Origin of the sequence: Bacillus cereus group sp. Bce019 (genome assembly GCF_051781745.1) — a bacterium.
In the GTDB taxonomy this organism is placed as follows: domain Bacteria; phylum Bacillota; class Bacilli; order Bacillales; family Bacillaceae_G; genus Bacillus_A; species Bacillus_A cereus.
This window is the reverse complement of record NZ_JBPWJX010000002.1, coordinates 372222-391119: the sequence shown is the minus strand read 5'-3', so window position 1 is coordinate 391119 and position 18898 is coordinate 372222. Positions and strand designations below refer to the sequence as shown.

Genomic DNA, 18898 nt, shown 5'->3' with positions numbered 1-18898 from the left:
CTTACATTTCTGCATTTGGTGTATAGGCAACTTCTACAATAAATCCATTCGGATCGTAAAAATCAATCGTATAGTAACCTTCCGAATAATGATTCATTTCAATTGGACCACGTATTACCTTCACTTTCGTACTAGAAAGAAAATCTGCTACTTCCTCAACTACTTCTCTATGAATAGCTTGATAACAAATATGTCTAGGCCCTAACGTCCTTACAATTTCCTCATCTACTTCTTTAAAGTATATTTCACTTTCTCCTGTGCTATATGCTATTTCATTTAACTTTCTCCACCCAATTATGGAAAACAACTTATTATAAAAAGAAATGGATTCCTCTAAATTTGCTACCCAAAATTCAATATGATGAATGCCTGCTCGCTGTGTATTCATATTAAGAATACGCTCCTTGTACTACTTGCACAATTTCCATCGGCTTATGAACCATGTAATCTGGTGCATCTTTTTTCACTGTTTCAATAACATCATATCCCCAAGATACCCAAATTACGTTCACTCCAGCCTTTTTACACGCTGCTACGTCTCGCTGTTCATCACCGACATATAACATATCTTTCTCTGTTATTTTTTTTGATTTCAAAAATCTTTTTATCATTTTATCTTTACCAAACAAATTTTTAGAACAATACACTTCTTGAATATTTTCGATACCATTCTTGTGTAAAAACGCCCGAATATGCTCTTCTGAGTTCGATGATATGACTGCAATTCCGTAGCCTTTTTTATGTAGTTCATCTAATACTTCTTTCATCCCATGGAACAAAACGAGATTTTTTATAGCAGGCTGATATAATTTATAAAATTCCAACGCTAATATCGGTAGTTTATACAGTGGTACATTAAGTTGTTTACATCTCTCTGGCATCGTTAATTTACGTAAATGTTCAATTTCGTCTTCCTTTACTGCTTTATACCCATGTTTTTCAGCAAGTTGATTATAAATCGGTACAAATATATTTTGTGAATCTACTAATGTGCCATCAAAGTCAAAAACAATATATTTTTGCATTCCCATACTCCCTTTGCTTCTTTTTTCTAAACCTATGTTATTCAACAACATAGTTGTCTGCCCCTTCTATAAAAATAAAAAAGAACAAGATTTTCTCTTGTTCTTTTTAAGACAACCATTTCGGTGGTACATTCGTATTCCAATAAATATTTCCTAACTCATGATGTCCAGAGTATCCATCATCAAAACGGTGGTAATGGAAATTAAAATAATAACCATCTTGCGGTGGATGATCTCTTCTTACATGGAAACGCAATAAATCATTTCCAGATTTCGTATCGTAGACGTGAAAAATCTTCTCATTATTTCCACCAGCTGGTTTTTGAGAAATCGCTAATGATTGTAGTGAATCTTCTGGTACATCACTAGCAAGCTCAGCAATTGCCTCTTCAATTTTCGGTAATATTACATCTTTAAACTCATCTTCAATTACTGGACCAATTTTAGTACCAAACTTTTGCATCGACTGCTTCTCTGCTTCTTGCATTGCATAAGTAATAAAAGTATCGGTGGTTAACCTGTCATTCGTTTCTTCATATGTATAGGACGTGCTCTCCAAACTTTGTTGCCCAGCTGTGCTCGTAGGCTTGTCCGCAGCTTTGGCATTATCAAGTAATATGGAAGGAGGCGTCACTAAACCAAATGTAAACACGGTAATTAATGCGACTAAGGTTTTTCTAAACCAATTTGGCATTTATGTTCCCTCCCCTTTCACTCATTATTTTTTATATAACGGTGGTTTCTTCTATTATACAAAATGATTGTAATTTTTGCACTTTACAATTTTGTTAACGTTCACATATTTTTCACTTGAATATGAAATTGTAAGATTTCATACAATAAAAATACAACAACAATAAGGAGGCGATCAGATGACTTTAGATGTCATGTATTCCGCCGCAAGTATACTCGTTTTAGTATATTTTATTTATCAATGTGTTACAGACTAGAAAAAGAGCCGTCACTGGCTCTTTTTTAATGGTACAAATACAATCCATACAATTAATAAAATAAAAACAACGCTGCCTACCACAGCTGGCAATAAATAAAACTGTGAAAGTATAACTATTCCATATAAAAGTATTGCTGGTAGTAGTAAATAACGATCTGCCTTCCATCTTAACAATAGTAATTTCCCTTCATCACAATATAAACGAAGAAACATCTTATTCGTAAATTCATTCCAATAATCACGTGCATAGCGAGAAATTGCAACTACAGCAAATACGAGAACAATAGCTGCAATCCACCTTGGAGTCATAATTATACTTGCAGTACTGATACATACAATTTGAATATAAAATATTCGTGCAGTACTTGTACGGAAAAATTCTTTCAAAAAAGATTCGACAATACGAGAATCAGCTTTTTTCCCTAAAAGTCTTTTAGAGCGCGGAAACATCCACGGTTTTTTATTCGAACTACTCGGTTTAGCCGCATGACCACCAACTTGCATAATTCCGCTCGTCCAGCGCATGCTTTCCTCCTTTTCTTTCTCGATTTCTTTAAAAAAGAACTTTTTATAATTCATTTTCTCTTTTACTAATACACTACTTAAGAAAATTACTAGACCGATAAATAGAATTGAATACAACGGATTTTTATAAATAAAAAATAAACTAATTCCAAAAAAGGACACGCTCATAGAAAATACTACATTTTTTACAATCCATAAAACCCATCGTTTCCCCACATGTACATGAACAAATCTCGTTAACAACGACAACATAAATCGAAATATAGTAAAGAATACCCAAAATAATAGGACTTGTATCTCTGTTACTTCGATACTTTTCATCAACACTGGTAACATAATAACGACTACTATTATATTCGTTATCGCTATTCGAACAAATGTGTACATCATGCCATACTGGACTAATTTTCGCATATGTGTTGCATACGAAATTAAAAATAAACTATCCGCTTGCTCAAAAAATGAACGAACTCCTCTTGGATATGTTACTAGATAAAATGCGAGTAATCCTAATCCGAAATAAATCGTCTCTTCCGTTGATAATTCATTTATCCATAGCGATCGATAATAGATTCCCATAAATATAAGTGCTGGAATAATAATATATAATGCGACTGTCCAATCTGTTACCGAACGTATAGACTTCCATTTCCGCTGGAGTTCATGGCGTAATCTCTTATAAAATTGTTGTTCAATCATGTTGTTCACGCCTTACAATTACATCAAAGCAGTCTAATAATGAACTACCCGGCATTTCCGCTAATATTTGAATAGATTCTAAATGTCCATCTGCGACTAATGTACCTTGTGAAATGAGTAAAAATCTTTCACAAATTTTTTCAGCAGTATCTAATACGTGCGTACAAAGTAAAATTCCTGCCCCGCGCTCTTTTTCTTTATATAAATAATTTAAAAACTCTTTCGTAGCTACTGGATCTAAACCGATAAAAGGTTCGTCAATGATATAAAAATCTGGCTCAGTTAAAAACGCCAATATTAGCATAGACTTTTGTTTCATGCCTTTTGAAAACTTTGATAAATACTCATGTTTATGCTTATTCATTCGAAAAGTATGTAATAATTGTTCCGCTCGTTCTTCCCAACTTCCCATTTCACTTCCACGAGCTGCCATTAATAATTCAATATGTTCCCAGAGCGTCAAGTAATCATAGTATGTTGGATGTTCTGGTACGTATGCATACGGATTTTTCTTTTCACCGAATGATATTTCACCGTCCATATTTACAAGTAATCCGAGTATCGTTTTAATCGTCGTACTTTTCCCAGCACCATTTGCTCCAATAAGAGCAACTAGTTCACCTTTTTCGATAGAAAAAACTATATCATGAATTGTTTTTTCGCCTATTTCATATCCAGCTGAGCGGATATTTACTTTTAACATGCATTCCCCTTCTTTCCATTTCCAATACAATCAAGGAAAAGAATAACATATAACTATCTATATATCATTATAAAATATTTATTTTCATAGCAGGAAAAAACATTTTTTAACAGAATATTAAATGTTTGATTACATTTTATTGGAGTTGATAATATGTCTTTTCAAATTCGTGAAGCAATGATAGATGATATAGACGCACTTTGTTCTTTAACGAAAGAATTAAAAGGTTCCTCTATTTCCTATGAAGATATGAACAACCGCCTACAATTCGTACAAATGAGTCCGTTTGATTTTTTATATGTTTACGAGGAAGAAGAAGCTATATTTGGATTACTTGGATTTCGTATACGTGAAAATTTAGAAGATGTAACACGTTATGGAGAGATTTCAATTATTAGCGTTGATTCTAACATACGACGGAAAGGCATTGGACAAGTTTTGATGGATTATGCCGAGCAATTAGCAAAGAAACATAATTGCATTGGCACATGGCTAGTTAGTGGAACAAAAAGAGTAGAAGCTCATCCTTTTTACAAAAAATTAGGTTATGAAGTAAATGGCTACCGATTTGTAAAATATTTTTAAACTACTTTATAAAGTGAAGGGACTATAACTATGACAAACATTAAAGCAATTTTCATTGATCGTGACGGTACAATTGGTGGTGACACTACAATACATTATCCAGGATCTTTTACATTATTTCCATTCACAAAAACATCCTTGCAAAAACTAAAAGCTAAAAATATAAAAATTTTCTCTTTCACAAATCAACCCGGTATCGCAGATGGAATAGCAACTGTAGCCGATTTTGTACAAGAATTAGAAGGCTTCGGTTTTGATGATATTTATGTATGTCCTCATAAACACGGTGATGGTTGTGAATGCCGTAAACCAAGTACAGGCATGCTGCTTAAAGCAGCAAAAAAACATGGACTTAATTTAACACAATGTGCTGTAGTTGGTGATCGTTGGACTGATATTGTTGCAGGAGCAAAAGTAAATGCGACTACGATTCTAGTCCGAACAGGCGCTGGGTATGATGCTTTGCATACGTACCGAGACAAATGGGCACATATTGAACCAAACTACATTGCAGATAACTTTGAAGATGCAACAAACTGGGTTTTAAATCAACTATAATACAAATGAAAATTTTGATTCACCCGAAATAATTTAAAACATAGTTAAAATAGCCTTTTGGCAAATAATTGTATTCCACAAAACGGATCACCTCAAAAGGTAGCAAGTTCCCTTTTGATACGCAAACATTGCAATTCAAATTATATTTTTTATTAGTAACAGCAATTAACGTAAAGAAGGAATAGCTTAGTGGCTATCCCTTCTTTATTGACTTCTATTATTTACATTTGTTATCTGTTTTTATTGAGTATTCTCATCGTTTTTATACTCCAAAATATCCCCTGGCTGACACTCCAAAGCTTTACATATCGCTTCTAATGTTGAAAAACGAACCGCTTTTGCTTTCGCATTTTTCAAAATAGAAAGATTCGCCATCGTAATTCCAACCTTCTCTGAAAGCTCCGTTACACTCATTTTTCGTTTTGCTAACATGACGTCAATATTAATAATGATTGTCATATCCGCCACCTCAAACCGTCAAATCATTTTCTGATTTTATGTGAATTGCCTCTTGTAGAAGTCGTTGGAGGATAGCAGCAAAAACGGCGATAACGAGCGAAGCAAAAACGATAATGAGTCCCACTAACCCAATAGGAGGATCCATTTTTTTCGCTATAAAATGAAAAAGTGGCAAACTTAATACATACAAACCACTGATTGTAATTGCACAGCACTTTATATTCTTTAACGCCTTTACTGATAATTCCGAGAACGCTGTGTTCTCATCAATGTACTGTAAAAGATTGAAAGCCTGATAAAGAGCAACGTAAAAAGGCACAGCTGCTCCATACATTACAATGAAAACAAGATATTTTATCGGAGCAATGTTAGGATACAAATTCGCTGTGAAATCCGCCATTTCCGGCACTAAAAATATGCATAAAGCAAGCACTGAAATTCCAGCAAGAAAAATAATTACTTTTAAGAACATTGTTGAACTTCGTTTAAGATTCATTTACAATACCTCACTTATTTAATGGCAACATAATTTTATCACAACATTTATTGTTTAACAATAAATAAATATCGTTTTATTTTTGTCATGTTTTTTAATTTAGGCAAAAATAAAAAAGAATTTCTCATTACAAAGAAATTCTTTTTCTTGAAAATGCCTCTTTCAACTTAATTTTTTAAAACGTTAATTCGTAATGGAAATAACGATTATCTCTCAAATAGCCATTTTCAGCGTATAATCGTTGTGCTGATAAATTATCAATCTCTGTTTGCAATTTTACACCTTTTGCTCCATTTTCTAATGCGTATTCTTTAGCAGCTTCTAATAATTTTTTACCTGTTCCGGCTCCACGCTTCGCCGCTTGTACAAATAAATCATTTAAAATCCATAATTCTTTCATTGAAATGGAAGAAAATGATGGATATAGTTGCGTGAATCCAATATATTCGTCGTCTTCAACTGCTACGAAAATAACAGACTCTTTTCTCTCAATTCGATTTCGTAAAAATACTTTTGCCCCTTCTAAATCAGAATCTTGTCTATAAAACATGCGATAGTTATTAAAAACTGATGCCAGTCCATCTAAATCTGCAATTGTTGCTTCATATATTCTCATTTTACTACATTCCCCTTCCAATACTGTCTCATTATATCCGTTGCCCATTTAGGCTGGTGTATTTCTTCTGTCGGCATAAACTCTTTCATTATTGGTTTTATATCCAATATAGGAGTGCCATCAATAGCATCTAATCCCTCAACAATAATTGATTTACCTTCTCTTTTAATCACCTTTACAATTGTTACACCTATGCGATTCGGACGATTTTTCCCGCGCTGTGCAAAAATACCTACTTCAGGATAATCCTTATTATTTCTAGGATGTCTAGCAAAATACTGAATTTGCTCGTCAGTTACTTTATGAAAATAAAAAACAACTTCAATATGAGAAAAATCTTCAATCCCTTGTATACTTTTTTCTGCATACATTTCAGTTAAAGTTATACGGGATCTTACTTCTCCCCACTCATCATCTTTTATTTCCTTTCTTTCATTATGTACAAATGCGATTGGTTGAACTGAAAACATACGCATTCCCCCCCAAATGTAACCACTTACATTATAAAGTATTTTCTGAATGTTTTCCAGATATACGAATTAAGTTTACATAATATAATTATAATCTATTTATCTAAAGCTACCTTGACTGCTTCAATTGCATGTATATGGGTCGTATCAAATATCGGGACTGATACGTTTTCTTGCTTTATTAATAAACCTATTTCCGTACAACCTAATATAATTCCTTGTGCTCCTTCTTGTACTAATTCTTCTATAACCCTTTTATAATACTCTCTAGATTGAACTACTATTTTTCCTAAACATAATTCTGTATATATTACTTCGTTTACTTTTTCTCTATTTGTTCCTGATGGTACTATTACTTTTATATCATGCTCTTCAATACGTGACTTATAGAAATCTTGCTCCATTGTATATTTAGTTCCAAGCAGACCAACCTTTTGAATGTCTTTTCTTTTAATTTCTTTTGCAGTTGCATCAGCAATATGTAAGACTGGAATATCAATTTTTTCCTTTATTTTTTCAACTACCTTATGCATTGTATTTGTACAAATGATTATAAAGTCTGCTCCTCCCTTTTGTAATGAATATGCCGCATTTCCTAGAATTTCTCCAGCACCATCCCAATCTCCGCTAGACTGACATCGTTCAATCTCTTCAAAATCCACACTATTAATCAAACATTTTGCTGAATGTAGCCCTCCTAATCTCTCTTTTATTTCTTCATTAATAATTCGATAATATTCAGAAGTTGATTCCCAACTCATGCCACCTATAAGACCTATCGTTTTCATATAAACACCTACCTAAACTATTTTTATAAAACTAATAACAACGTTTTATTGTGTATATTATACATAATAAAACAAGACTTTAAGTTTGGAATATAAAGTCTTGTTTTAACGGAAATATGGAAATAATAAAGAATAATTCTACTTTCATTTCCAAGGAAATTTTTATAGAATATTCTGAAATTAATAATCTGATGTTTTTATAAATTCTTTATACTTATAATTAAAACACTCTCGATACAGCTCTTTGATTTCATCATATGATGGAACACGTGGGTTATTAGCTGGGCTACCACTTTCAATTGCATCTGATGCCATTTTAGAAATAGCATTTTCAAATTCAATTTCATCGATTCCGTATTCTTTTAAATTTGGAATACGAAGATCAAAGCAAAGTTTTTTTATTTCACCAAGTGTGTAGTCTGCTACTTCCTCATCAGAATTCGAATACAAATCCTTATTTAAACTACGTCCAATTTTTGCTAACCTTTTCATTGCACTTGTTTTTGTAAACTCTAACACTGTAGGTAATAGTATGGCATTTGATATTCCATGCGGTACATGAAATAATGCTCCCACTGGCCTTGACATTCCATGAACTAATGTAACTGATGCATTAGAAAATGCAATTCCAGCTTGTAAAGAAGCAATCATCATCGCTTCTCTTGCCTCCATATTACGTCCATCTTCATATGCTATACGTAAATATTTCATAATACTTTCAATAGCTGAAAGAGCAAGTACATCTGTAAGTGGTTGTGAAAATTTAGAAATATAAGCTTCAATCGCATGACATAACGCATCTATTCCTGTTGCTGCCGTAATTTGTGGGGGTAACGAACTTGTCAAAACTGGATCTATAATTGCTACTTTCGGTATAAAACTAGGATGCTTCATCATCATTTTTACATCTGTTTTTTTATTCGTAATTACTGCTACACTTGTAACTTCCGATCCAGTACCAGAAGTTGTTGGAATTGCAATAAGTGGTAGTGGATTGTTTTCTATTTTAATATCCTTTTGGACATAATCCTCAACTTCTCCACCATTTGTATATAAAACCGCTACCGCTTTCGCAGCATCAATACAACTTCCACCACCAATACCGATAATAAAATCGCACTTTTCCTCTTTACAAAGAGATAACGCTTCTAATACGTGTATATTTGTAGGCTCAGCATCCACTTTATTATATGTACTAACAGTAATACCTTTCTTATTTAGTTGTTGCATACACTTTTCAACATATCCTAATTTCTCCATAATTGTATCAGTAACTATAAAAGCTCTTTTCCCTAACTTTTTTGATTGTTCTCCCAGTTTTTCAAGCGAATTCCTTCCATATAATACCGACTTTGGCATACGAAACTCAGAAACCTCTTGCAAGTCCCCCACCCCTTCTTATCCTAATTAATATTTTATAACATAAATTATCGATTTGATGAATCTTTACGATTCAAATTTTTTAATAGAGTCCTGTTAAAGTATAGAATGCGATAACTAAAAATACAGCAACCGTTTTCAAAATTGTAATAGCAAATATATCTTTATATGACTGTTTATGTGTTAATCCTGTTACTGTAAGAATAGTAATAATAGCCCCGTTATGTGGTAGTGTATCCATTCCTCCTGATGCCATTGATACGATACGGTGCATAACTTCTAATGGAATATCAAATTGATTGGCCGCTGCAATAAATTTATCTCCCATTGCACTTAATACTATTCCCATTCCTCCTGATGCCGAGCCTGTAATTCCAGCTAAAATATTCGTCGTTACTGCACCATTCACTAACGGATTTGTGAAAGTAGCAGAGATGCCATCTCTCATAATTGCGAAACCTGGAAGTGCTGCAATGACACCACCGAATCCAAACTCAGCTCCTGTATTCATCGTTGCAAGTAGCGCTCCACCAATACTTGTATTCAATCCAGCTTGGAAACCTGTTACTACTCGCTTCCAATATAATAATAACGTTGTTAAGATCCCTATAATAAGTGCCAATTCTACAGACCAAATTCCTACTACTGCACTTAATTCTACTTTTCCAAATGCTTTCATACCAATTGCAGAAAAATCAAAACCGCTTGGATACCACTTCGGTATCATAATAGTAAACACTTTATTCATTACACCTACTAAAATAAGTGGTATAAATGCAATAAGTTGTTGTGCTCTTGTGATTTCAATGTTATTAGTTAATGGCATATTTTTTTGTTCTACTTGCAAAGATGCTGCCATTTCAGTATTTCCATCATTAAAACCAAAGTATCCTTCACCTGCCGCTTTTGCCTTCTTACGTCTACTCTCTAAATATAGTAAACCTACTGTAAGAACAAAAATTGCTCCTACAATCCCAAGTATCGGTGCAGCATAAATATCCGTTTTAAAAAATGTTGTAGGTATTACATTTTGAATTTGTGGTGATCCAGGTAACGCATCCATTGTAAACGTTACTGCTCCAAGAACAATCGTTCCAGGGATTAAACGCTTTGGAATATTAGCTTGTCGAAACAACTTAGCTGCGAACGGATAAACAGCAAACACTACTACATACACACTAACACCACTATACGTTAAAATAGCCCCCATTAATACAATCGCTAATATAGTACGTTTTTCACCAACTAACTCAATAATTGTTTTTGCGATAGAATCTGCAATTCCTGACATTTCCACTACTTTTCCAAATATTGCTCCTAATAAAAACACAGGAAAATATAATTTTATAAATCCAACCATTTTCTCCATAAAGATATTAGAAAAGAAAGGTAATACATAACTAGGTTCTGTCAAAAATACTGCAAATAATGCAAATATCGGTGCGAATAAAATAACAGAAAAACCTCTGTATGCTACGAACATAAGTAAACTTAGTGCTAATAATATAATAACTAACCCCAATTTTACCCCTCCATTAAACAGAATATTCTAAATTTTATTGATAAATTTCTACTAACCTTTTAATTCTGACATCCCTCCTCTTATTCATACAAATTTTTATGCTAAAAATGTCTAATTATAATTATTCGATTACATATGAAAAATCCCTTTAAACAGAAACGAATTCATCGTCATACGTTATAAAGGGATTGCTAGAATCTATATTTACTGCTGTATTAAATTTTTCTCTACACAAAAATGATACAGTTCTTCAACATCTTTCACTATGTAGGTCGCACTAACTTCAGTCAGTTCTTTCTCACAGCCATAGCCATATAAAACACCAATTGAAGCAATTCCATTCTGATTTGCACCTATTATATCGTGCTTTCTATCACCAATCATTATCATTTCTTCTTTATTTAGTTCTTCATTTTTTTGTAAAATATGAGCAATTATTTCTTCTTTTTTTATTCTCGTACCATCTAAATTACTTCCAATGATGTCTTCGAAATAATTCGTTAATTGAAAATGCTCTATAACTTGTTTCGCAAATACAGTGGGCTTTGAAGTTGCTACAAATATGCGATTCCCTGAACTTTTTAATTGTTGCAAGAGCTTCAGAATCCCCTCGTATACATTATTTTCAAACAATCCACGCTGCTTTAAATACTCACGGAAGTAAAAAACTGCACGTTCAACCTCTCCTTCACTCATATTATATCTCTCTACGAATGATTGCTGAATAGGAGGACCTATAAATGAATCTAACTCACTTATATGTACTTCTTCAATTCCTACTTTTTTTAACGCATACAAAACCGAATTTACAATTCCTTCTTTCGGATCCGTTAAAGTTCCATCTAAATCAAATAGAAATGTTTTATACATGTTTCATTCCTCCACTTAATTTGCTGTATAAATAACTGCTAACATCTCTTCCACTTCTCCCTATTATACTATCATTATCTATTTTTTCGAAAAATCAATTTCCATATGTCACATACTTTCAGTTACAAAATACGATAGATATGATAAAGTAAAAAAGTTACAATTATTTTAATAGAAACTGGTGAAACAAATGTCAATTACGTTAATTTTTATAATGGCTTTCACAATTGTAATCCACGCAGTTGAAACAAGCTCTTATAGTATTCGATTAGCGGGGGTTCGTTTAAAGAAGATTGCTGTCGCATTATCCGTCGTAGGAATCGTATTACTCATTTCAAGAACGTCAAACTTACTACAAGCCTTTTTACTTGGCGGGATTGTGGACGAAGCAAAACTAGATCCTTCTATTGATTTAGAGCATATTATACGTCTTGTACTATTATCTGCTTCTATCGGTACATTGCTTGCGATTATACTGTATCCAACTTTGACAAAACTATTTGGATATGTCATTCAAAACTTTGAAACAGACGGTTCTTTCATTCGAATGATGAAAACGAATAACATTCAAAAATTAAAGTACACAAAAAAATATGTCCGCTTTCCAAAGTTAGAAATGATTCATAGACTGCGTATCGGCGGTATTCCAAAGCGTATAATGCTTATTAACATGTTCGCTACTGCAATTTATACAGCGGGAGTTCTTTCCGCACTATATGCTTCTTTTTTAATTCCAGCTTTCGCAACAAAAGCCACTACAGCTTCTGGTCTTATTAATGGTTTTGCTACTATTTTATTAACAGTGCTACTAGATCCACGTATTGCTCTTTTAACAGAGCGAGCTCTTCAATCAGAAGAAGGTGCTGAAGCAATGAGTAAAATGTATGCTTGGCTAATGATTTCTAGACTTTTTGGTACATTACTTGCTCAACTGTTATTCATACCAGGTGCTTACTGGATTACATGGATTATAAAGCTTATGAATTAAATTTACTCTCTAAAAAAAAGCAGGTGAGATAACAAATGACTATACAAACAGAACAAGATATCATTCGCTTAATAGAAAACGACGAATGGATGATGAATGTATTACAAATGGCAAAATCACTAGAGCTACCTGATTGGTGGATTTGTGCCGGATTTGTTCGTTCTAAAATTTGGGATACTTTACATGACTATGAAGCTAAAACGGCTATGCCTGATGTTGATGTAATTTATTATAATAGTCTACATCAAGATGAGATATACGAACAATCATTAGAAACGAAATTAATGAATATTGATGCTACTATCCCTTGGTCTGTAAAAAATCAAGCTCGTATGCATGTAGTGAATAATATGTCACCATATTCTTCTTCTGTTAATGCTATATCTAAATTCCCTGAAACAGCAACGGCTTTAGGAGTTACACTTGATGAACTAAACAACGTTATCTTAACAGCCCCATGTGGTATTGAAGATGTCCTTTCCTTACAAGTGAAACCAACAGCTCATTTTCTTAAATCGAAAGAACGATTACATATATACAAAAACAGAGTTATAAAAAAGAATTGGGAAAGTAAGTGGCCTAGCATCACAATCACATATCCAGAAATTTAGAAAGGGTGCCTCTCATTTATAGAAGCACCCTTTTCTTCATTTCAAAAAATGTATGACTGTTTCTGCAAATCTATCTGCTTCCTCATAATGAGGTGAATGACCGCTCTCTTCAAATACGATATACTTGCCGTTTCGGGCATCTTTATTAAATGTTTTAATTTGTTCTTCACACGTTACTACATCATGTTTTCCTACTATTAATAACATTAGATTTTGTACATCTTTTATTTTTGATAATAATGATGTATGACATGCTCCCTCTAATTTTAATCTATCAAAGTGAATTTTGGAGCGATTTGAAAATATTTCCCACTCTTCATCACTGTATAAACTCTCATCTGTCCTATCTTCCTTATTATTGTAAATCTCCATTCTTTTTTCTTCTAATTCAGCGCTTAATCTTATATAAGCTTCTAACAACTCTTCTGAACTAGCATCGCTAGATGAATAAGCAAAGCATTCTTTTGCTATTTCTTCTTTTCCATACTTTTTTAATAAATGCCCTGTTTTTTGTAACAAAGCCCTACTTGTTAATGCAAAATTAAAAGTTGGTCCTTCAAATATTATTTTCTCTATTGAACTTGGATATATCGACGCATAAAGCAATGCTACATATCCACCGAAAGAATGTCCAATTATAGACCACTTCTCAATTTGTAATACTTTTTTTAATTTCTCACAGTCTTCAATCAAATCATTTAATCCAAAAGCTTCGTCTTCAGTAATTTCTTCTGAGCGACAAACACCTCTTTGATCTATCATAATTACATATAGAGAATCTTTTAAACGTTCCGCTTGATGAAATGAAAAATCATAACAACTTTCTCCTGGTCCACCATGCAAGTATAAGACTGGCTTATTTTTAGGATTTCCATGTGTTTCAACGTATAGCTTTTTCCCTCTAATATTCATGTATTTCCCTGCTTCTATCAAATTTTCCTTTATGATCACCACCCCTTTTTTTACTGAATATTATAACATTTAATATTAAATAATTCCTATCACATTTAAGAAGACGATAATTATTGCAAGTGGTGCTACAAATCGAAGTAAAAATGCCCAACAAGTAAATACTTTCTTTCCATAATTTCCACCTACAAAAAACTCTGCTTCTAGTACCTTCTTCTCCATTTTGAATGAAACGAAAATACTAATAAATAGTGCTCCAAGTGGCATTAATATATTACTAGATAAGAAGTCTACTGCATCAAAAATATTCTTTCCGAAAATCGTAATATCACTCCATACTCCAAATGATAACGCTGATGGTATACCTACTAAGAAAATGCCGAAACCGATCAGCCATGATAATTTCGTTCTCTTTTCTTGTTCACCATTTGCTAATGCTGAAACAACAGTTTCTAGTAGAGAAAATGCTGATGTTAATGTCGCAAATGTAAATAGTGCAAGAAATACTGTTAAGAAAAATCCACCGAATGGGATTTGACTAAATACAGATGGTAATACGATAAATAGTAATCCAGGTCCTTCTGTTGGCTCCATTCCTAATGAAAATACGGCTGGAAAAATAGCAAGACCTGCAAATAATGAAACAAATAAATTTAATCCAACAATTGTTATTGCTGATTTTGGTAAACTTTCTTTTTTATTTAAATAGGAACTATACGTAACCATAATTGAAATCCCGATACTAATTGCAAAGAATGATTGCCCCATTGCGAACAAAATACTTTCCGAAGTAATCTTTGAGAAATCTGGTTGTAAGAAAAACTTCACACCTTTCATTGCATCATCAAGTGTTAACGAACGAATAATAAGAGCGACAAATAAAACGAACAATGCTGGCAACATATATTTACTTGCTTTTTCAATTCCGTTTTGTACACCCTTTGATACAACCCATATCGTAATGAACATAAAAGCGAAATGTCCCATAATAGCCCAAGCAGGATTCCCAATTGTTTCAGTAAATAATGTGCCGTAATTTTGTCCTGGCGTAATCAGTTGACCAGTTATTCCTCTGAATAAATAAATTAATACCCATCCACCTACAACACTATAAAATGAAAGTAGTATAAAACACGTTCCAACACCAAGGCGTCCAATCCAATGCCATCCTGTATTTGGTGCGATGCTTTTAAATGCTCCAACTGCTTGTTTCTGCGTACTGCGTCCAATCATAAATTCAGCTATAAGTAGCGGTAGTCCAATTAAAACAGTAAATAATATAAATATTAAAAAGAACGCTCCTCCCCCACTCTTCCCAGCGATATAAGGGAACTTCCATATCGCACCAAGTCCAATTGCTGATCCGGCTGCCGCCATTATAAAACCTAATTTCGAAGTCCATTGCTCCGTCTGTTTCATCTCATTTTCCTCCTAATTAAATCTTTTTATATAAATAAATAAATTTTATAAACCTATTCAAATAAACCCTCCATTTCTTCTTCCATATAATAAAAAAATGGCCTAGCATCTCTATATAAAGAGACGCTAAGCCATTTACTTAACGCGGTACCACCCTTATTGATTCCATTATGAATCCACCTTAGTAGTAATCGTTTGATTACAAACCTAATATCGAAGGTTAACCGTTAAGATTTACTAAGAATGTAATTCCGTTCCACCTTACTGCTCCTAGGCGAGTTCAGGATGTCATTTGACTATGTCACACCAACCCATAGCTCTCTGTACAAATACATGACCTTACTACTCCTATTCAACACATTGTAATATTTAGAATATATTTTCTTTTGAAATTAATATGAAGTATATCGGTTATATTTGTAACTGTCAAGGGGTATATTGATTTTTTTCGAAAAGAATGTTCTGTTGTAATTTTGTACAATAGGGCGATGTTATTAATCATCTAGATCATCATACTCCATATCGTCTTCACCTTGGTCATCATCTTCATCTTCATTTTTAATAAATTCAAATTCCTTTTCCGCTATAATATTCCCGTTTTTCTTCTTAATATATATTTCTTCCTCATCTTCGTTTGTTTCTACCTCTATTTCATATACACCCTTATCATCCATACGTTCTACATCAATTTCCTCTACAACTCCATTTACCTTTTCAACTGCAATTTGCTTAGCTATTTCTGGACTAAACTCTTTACTTTCGTAACTTTTTTCTTCTCTCTCTTTATATCGTATTTCTTCATGTTCCATTGCATTTACACCATATGCTGTCCCTCCAGCAATGAAAAGCACCATCACGATTCCAATCCATAATTTCATTCCATGTTCCCCCTCTTCATTTCTTACTTACATACTAAAATGTTAAAATGAAAAAAAACTGTGAGAAACATTAAAATTTGATGAGAATCCGTTTATTTTTGTGATTATCCTTCGTCATCATCATCTTGATTATCATTGCCTTCTTCTTGATCATCGTCATCTTGTTGTTGAGATGGCTCCTTTTGCTGAATAGCGTTATTTACTGCTGTAGTTGATAAAATTTCTCCTGTTATTGTATGTACTCTTACATCAACAGTTTCAGTTTGTTTTTTTATAATAATTTGGTAAGTAGCCGTACCATTTATATCAATTATACTTACCTTCTCAATAAATCCACCTTGTATTTTTTGTAACGCAACTTCTTTCGCCTGTTCTTCTGTTATAACTTTTGGTATTTGTGAACTACCAATTAAAGCGCCTGTAGTTTCTTCAATTTCTACGATTACATTTTCACTTGCACTTTTCTCTATTTCTATTACATATATATTTTTTTCATTTTTTTGCTCAAGCCTAATTCCCTTTACATTCCCTGGCACTTGCTGCACTGCAATTTCTTTTGCCTGCTCTTCTGTAATTTTTGTCATCGGTTTTTCTGACAATTGAATTTTACCAGTTGTTTTTTCAATCTCAACTACCTTACTTTTCTTATCATTTGTTTCTACCGTAATTACGAACACTTCTATCTCATTTCTCTTTTCTAATATAGTATGTTTAATTACACCTTGTACTTCCTGTAGCGCCATTTCTTCTGCTTTCTCTTTCGTTATTGTATTACTTTTTAATGCTATTTCTTTTGCACGTTTTACCTCTCCATTTTTGGCATCTACTATTATTTCATATAAACCTTGTTCATTTGAAAGATTTACCCTATAAAAATCTTGTTCCCCTTTATTTACTAATTTCATACTTTTAATTTTCCCAGGATACTGTTCAGATACAATACTTTGAATTTGCTTCTCAGATAATATTCTTTCTCCTTGCTTTGAAACAATACGTTGTGATACAAACGCTACACTTACAACCGCAAAGCAAACGAACAATGCAATTTTCCATTTCTTTTTCATTTATAAAGCTCCTATCCCTTTATAAAAAATGAGGTAAATTTACTGTAACTTTCGTCCATTTTCCTTCTTCACTTTCAAGTTGTATATCTCCTTCATGAGCATCAATAATTTGTTTGGCAATCGATAAACCTAAACCAGTACCCCCTGTTTCCCTGCTCCTCGCTTTATCAACTCGAAAGAAACGATCAAACACTTTCTGTATATCTTCCTTAGGAATTCCCATACCGTAATCTTGAATAGAAAAAAAGACTTTTTCTTTTTGTATTCCTACTATCATATCGATTGAATCTTTACTGTATTTCATTGCGTTATCTAATAAAACTACTAATACTTGTTTTATTTTTTGTTCGTCAATATTTACAATAATCTTTTCTTCCTCTGTAATAACACGAAAATCTCGATTATATGTTTTTTCTAGTTGTTCCGCAGTCATCTTACATAATCGAACTAAATCTGATTCTTTCGTTTCCAACTTCCACTCTGCACTACTGTTGGCAAGCAGTAACATTTGATTTGTCATGCCTTTCATTCTTACTGCCTCAGAGTATATCGCCTCTACAGATTCTTCTAAAACATCTTGTTTTTTCATTCCCCATCTTTTTAATAATTTCGCATAACTTTCAATAACTGTTAACGGTGTTCTTAATTCATGCGAAGCATCTGAAACGAACTGTTGTTGCTTTTCAAAGTTCTGATGTAATAAATCAATCATTTTATTAAATGTCGTTCCCATTATGTGCAATTCATCTTTTGATTTATTCTCAAGCGGTATTTTTTTGAATATCCCTCTATCTTGTATATGCTCCATTGTTTGTATTAAAGAATTTACAGGTTTTAAAATGAGTTTACTTAACATTCTTCCCGCAAAAAAAGATGGAATTAAAACGAAAAGTGATGCAATAACTAATACATTTTTTAACATATTTAAATTCTCTTGCAAACTATCTAAACGTTCTGTTATTTCTAACGAAACGATTTTCCCATCATTCCAAATGATTGGTATTTTTATATAAGCAAATTCACCCTCGTTCTTCTCATAAATTCCAGCGGATTCTTTTCTTTCAAATTTCGTATTTAATGCCGGAATTGATTTTGTACTATCTACTTCTTGCCTAATCATTACCTTTGAATTTTCATTAATAATTCTAATCATACCGTTTGAAGGTAAGTATGGTTGCAATAGACTTATTGCATCTACTTCTTTTGCTGAATCTGCGTTCATTCCATCAATGATATGTATTGCCTCACGTTTCAATCGTTCTAACTCTCCGTTCGTAGTCACTTTATAAAACAAAAAATATATTGAACTATTAATAATTAATAAAATAAGTAGTAACCATACTGTAGAGAATAAATATATTTTATTTTTAATTTTCATACA

At 32.8% G+C, this 18898-nt stretch carries 22 protein-coding genes and 1 other annotated feature; of the genes, 4 read left to right on the top strand and 18 right to left on the bottom strand.

Features of this window, described 5'->3' with window-relative positions:
* Position 1 precedes the first annotated feature (1 nt).
* From ACS2QP_RS05415 to ACS2QP_RS05395, 5 genes are all read right to left on the bottom strand, one after another.
* Positions 2-388: a VOC family protein gene (locus ACS2QP_RS05415; RefSeq protein ID WP_016124526.1), complete on the bottom strand. Its 387-nt coding sequence runs from the start codon at positions 386-388 to the stop codon at positions 2-4.
* A gap of 1 nt (position 389) precedes the next feature.
* Complete coding sequence (locus ACS2QP_RS05410; RefSeq protein WP_025687389.1) at positions 390-1025, bottom strand: HAD family hydrolase; 636 nt, start codon at positions 1023-1025, stop codon at positions 390-392.
* Positions 1026-1131: 106 nt separating this feature from the next.
* Positions 1132-1719, bottom strand: coding sequence for a YpjP family protein (locus ACS2QP_RS05405; protein WP_001134421.1), 588 nt, complete (start codon positions 1717-1719; stop codon positions 1132-1134).
* A gap of 267 nt (positions 1720-1986) precedes the next feature.
* A complete protein-coding gene (locus ACS2QP_RS05400) occupies positions 1987-3201 on the bottom strand; it encodes an ABC transporter permease (protein WP_438882195.1) in 1215 nt (404 codons plus the stop codon).
* Positions 3194-3904, bottom strand: a complete 711-nt coding sequence (locus ACS2QP_RS05395; protein WP_000921912.1) for an ABC transporter ATP-binding protein — start codon at positions 3902-3904, stop codon at positions 3194-3196. Before ACS2QP_RS05395 ends, ACS2QP_RS05400 begins: the two co-directional genes overlap by 8 nt.
* Positions 3905-4057: 153 nt before the next feature.
* Here ACS2QP_RS05395 and ACS2QP_RS05390 point away from each other — a divergent pair, with 153 nt between their 5' ends.
* Entirely contained in the window at positions 4058-4489 is a 432-nt protein-coding gene (locus tag ACS2QP_RS05390; RefSeq protein ID WP_016124523.1) for a GNAT family N-acetyltransferase, read from the top strand.
* Between the two features lie 30 nt (positions 4490-4519).
* Positions 4520-5047 (top strand): HAD-IIIA family hydrolase, encoded by a 528-nt coding sequence (locus ACS2QP_RS05385; RefSeq protein ID WP_000181785.1) that lies wholly within the window; start codon positions 4520-4522, stop codon positions 5045-5047.
* Positions 5048-5287: 240 nt separating this feature from the next.
* Here ACS2QP_RS05385 and ACS2QP_RS05380 read toward each other — a convergent pair whose 3' ends face one another.
* From ACS2QP_RS05380 to ACS2QP_RS05345, 8 genes are all read right to left on the bottom strand, one after another.
* Positions 5288-5506: a helix-turn-helix domain-containing protein gene (locus ACS2QP_RS05380; protein WP_000152532.1), complete on the bottom strand. Its 219-nt coding sequence runs from the start codon at positions 5504-5506 to the stop codon at positions 5288-5290.
* Between the two features lie 10 nt (positions 5507-5516).
* The gene (locus ACS2QP_RS05375; protein ID WP_001050140.1) at positions 5517-6002 is read right to left on the bottom strand and encodes a DUF2975 domain-containing protein; all 486 of its coding nucleotides are present in this window, start codon (positions 6000-6002) and stop codon (positions 5517-5519) included.
* A 175-nt stretch (positions 6003-6177) separates the two neighbouring features.
* On the bottom strand, positions 6178-6618 hold the full coding sequence (locus tag ACS2QP_RS05370; protein ID WP_001223868.1) for a GNAT family N-acetyltransferase: 441 nt from the start codon (positions 6616-6618) through the stop codon (positions 6178-6180).
* The gene (locus ACS2QP_RS05365) at positions 6615-7088 is read right to left on the bottom strand and encodes an SAM-dependent methyltransferase (protein WP_000493258.1); all 474 of its coding nucleotides are present in this window, start codon (positions 7086-7088) and stop codon (positions 6615-6617) included. Before ACS2QP_RS05365 ends, ACS2QP_RS05370 begins: the two co-directional genes overlap by 4 nt.
* A 95-nt stretch (positions 7089-7183) precedes the next feature.
* On the bottom strand, positions 7184-7876 hold the full coding sequence (locus ACS2QP_RS05360) for an aspartate/glutamate racemase family protein (RefSeq protein ID WP_000848563.1): 693 nt from the start codon (positions 7874-7876) through the stop codon (positions 7184-7186).
* A 180-nt stretch (positions 7877-8056) separates the two neighbouring features.
* Positions 8057-9259 (bottom strand): iron-containing alcohol dehydrogenase, encoded by a 1203-nt coding sequence (locus ACS2QP_RS05355; RefSeq protein WP_065211744.1) that lies wholly within the window; start codon positions 9257-9259, stop codon positions 8057-8059.
* A 79-nt stretch (positions 9260-9338) separates the two neighbouring features.
* On the bottom strand, positions 9339-10778 hold the full coding sequence (locus ACS2QP_RS05350) for a GntP family permease (protein ID WP_438882194.1): 1440 nt from the start codon (positions 10776-10778) through the stop codon (positions 9339-9341).
* A gap of 204 nt (positions 10779-10982) precedes the next feature.
* A complete protein-coding gene (locus ACS2QP_RS05345; protein ID WP_000278485.1) occupies positions 10983-11648 on the bottom strand; it encodes an HAD family hydrolase in 666 nt (221 codons plus the stop codon).
* A gap of 190 nt (positions 11649-11838) precedes the next feature.
* Between ACS2QP_RS05345 and ACS2QP_RS05340 the strand changes: the two genes are divergently transcribed.
* The gene (locus ACS2QP_RS05340) at positions 11839-12636 is read left to right on the top strand and encodes a lipid II flippase Amj family protein (protein ID WP_000028911.1); all 798 of its coding nucleotides are present in this window, start codon (positions 11839-11841) and stop codon (positions 12634-12636) included.
* A gap of 35 nt (positions 12637-12671) precedes the next feature.
* Positions 12672-13247 carry a nucleotidyltransferase family protein gene (locus tag ACS2QP_RS05335; protein WP_438882193.1) on the top strand — a complete coding sequence of 192 codons (576 nt, stop codon included), beginning with the start codon at positions 12672-12674 and terminating at the stop codon, positions 13245-13247.
* A 36-nt stretch (positions 13248-13283) separates the two neighbouring features.
* On the opposite strand, the gene ACS2QP_RS05330 is transcribed toward ACS2QP_RS05335, so the two are convergent.
* The 5 genes from ACS2QP_RS05330 to ACS2QP_RS05310 all read right to left on the bottom strand — a co-directional run bounded on the left by ACS2QP_RS05330 (position 13284) and on the right by ACS2QP_RS05310 (position 18895).
* On the bottom strand, positions 13284-14159 hold the full coding sequence (locus tag ACS2QP_RS05330) for an alpha/beta fold hydrolase (protein WP_438882192.1): 876 nt from the start codon (positions 14157-14159) through the stop codon (positions 13284-13286).
* A gap of 75 nt (positions 14160-14234) precedes the next feature.
* A complete protein-coding gene (locus ACS2QP_RS05325) occupies positions 14235-15575 on the bottom strand; it encodes a sodium-dependent transporter (RefSeq protein ID WP_000814537.1) in 1341 nt (446 codons plus the stop codon).
* Positions 15576-15691: 116 nt separating this feature from the next.
* Positions 15692-15940 (bottom strand) — a binding site (T-box leader).
* A 129-nt stretch (positions 15941-16069) separates the two neighbouring features.
* Positions 16070-16453 (bottom strand): PepSY domain-containing protein, encoded by a 384-nt coding sequence (locus ACS2QP_RS05320; protein ID WP_000780494.1) that lies wholly within the window; start codon positions 16451-16453, stop codon positions 16070-16072.
* A gap of 104 nt (positions 16454-16557) precedes the next feature.
* Positions 16558-17517, bottom strand: coding sequence for a PepSY domain-containing protein (locus tag ACS2QP_RS05315; protein ID WP_000731146.1), 960 nt, complete (start codon positions 17515-17517; stop codon positions 16558-16560).
* Positions 17518-17536: 19 nt separating this feature from the next.
* Positions 17537-18895, bottom strand: a complete 1359-nt coding sequence (locus ACS2QP_RS05310; protein ID WP_438882191.1) for an ATP-binding protein — start codon at positions 18893-18895, stop codon at positions 17537-17539.
* Positions 18896-18898 lie beyond the last annotated feature (3 nt).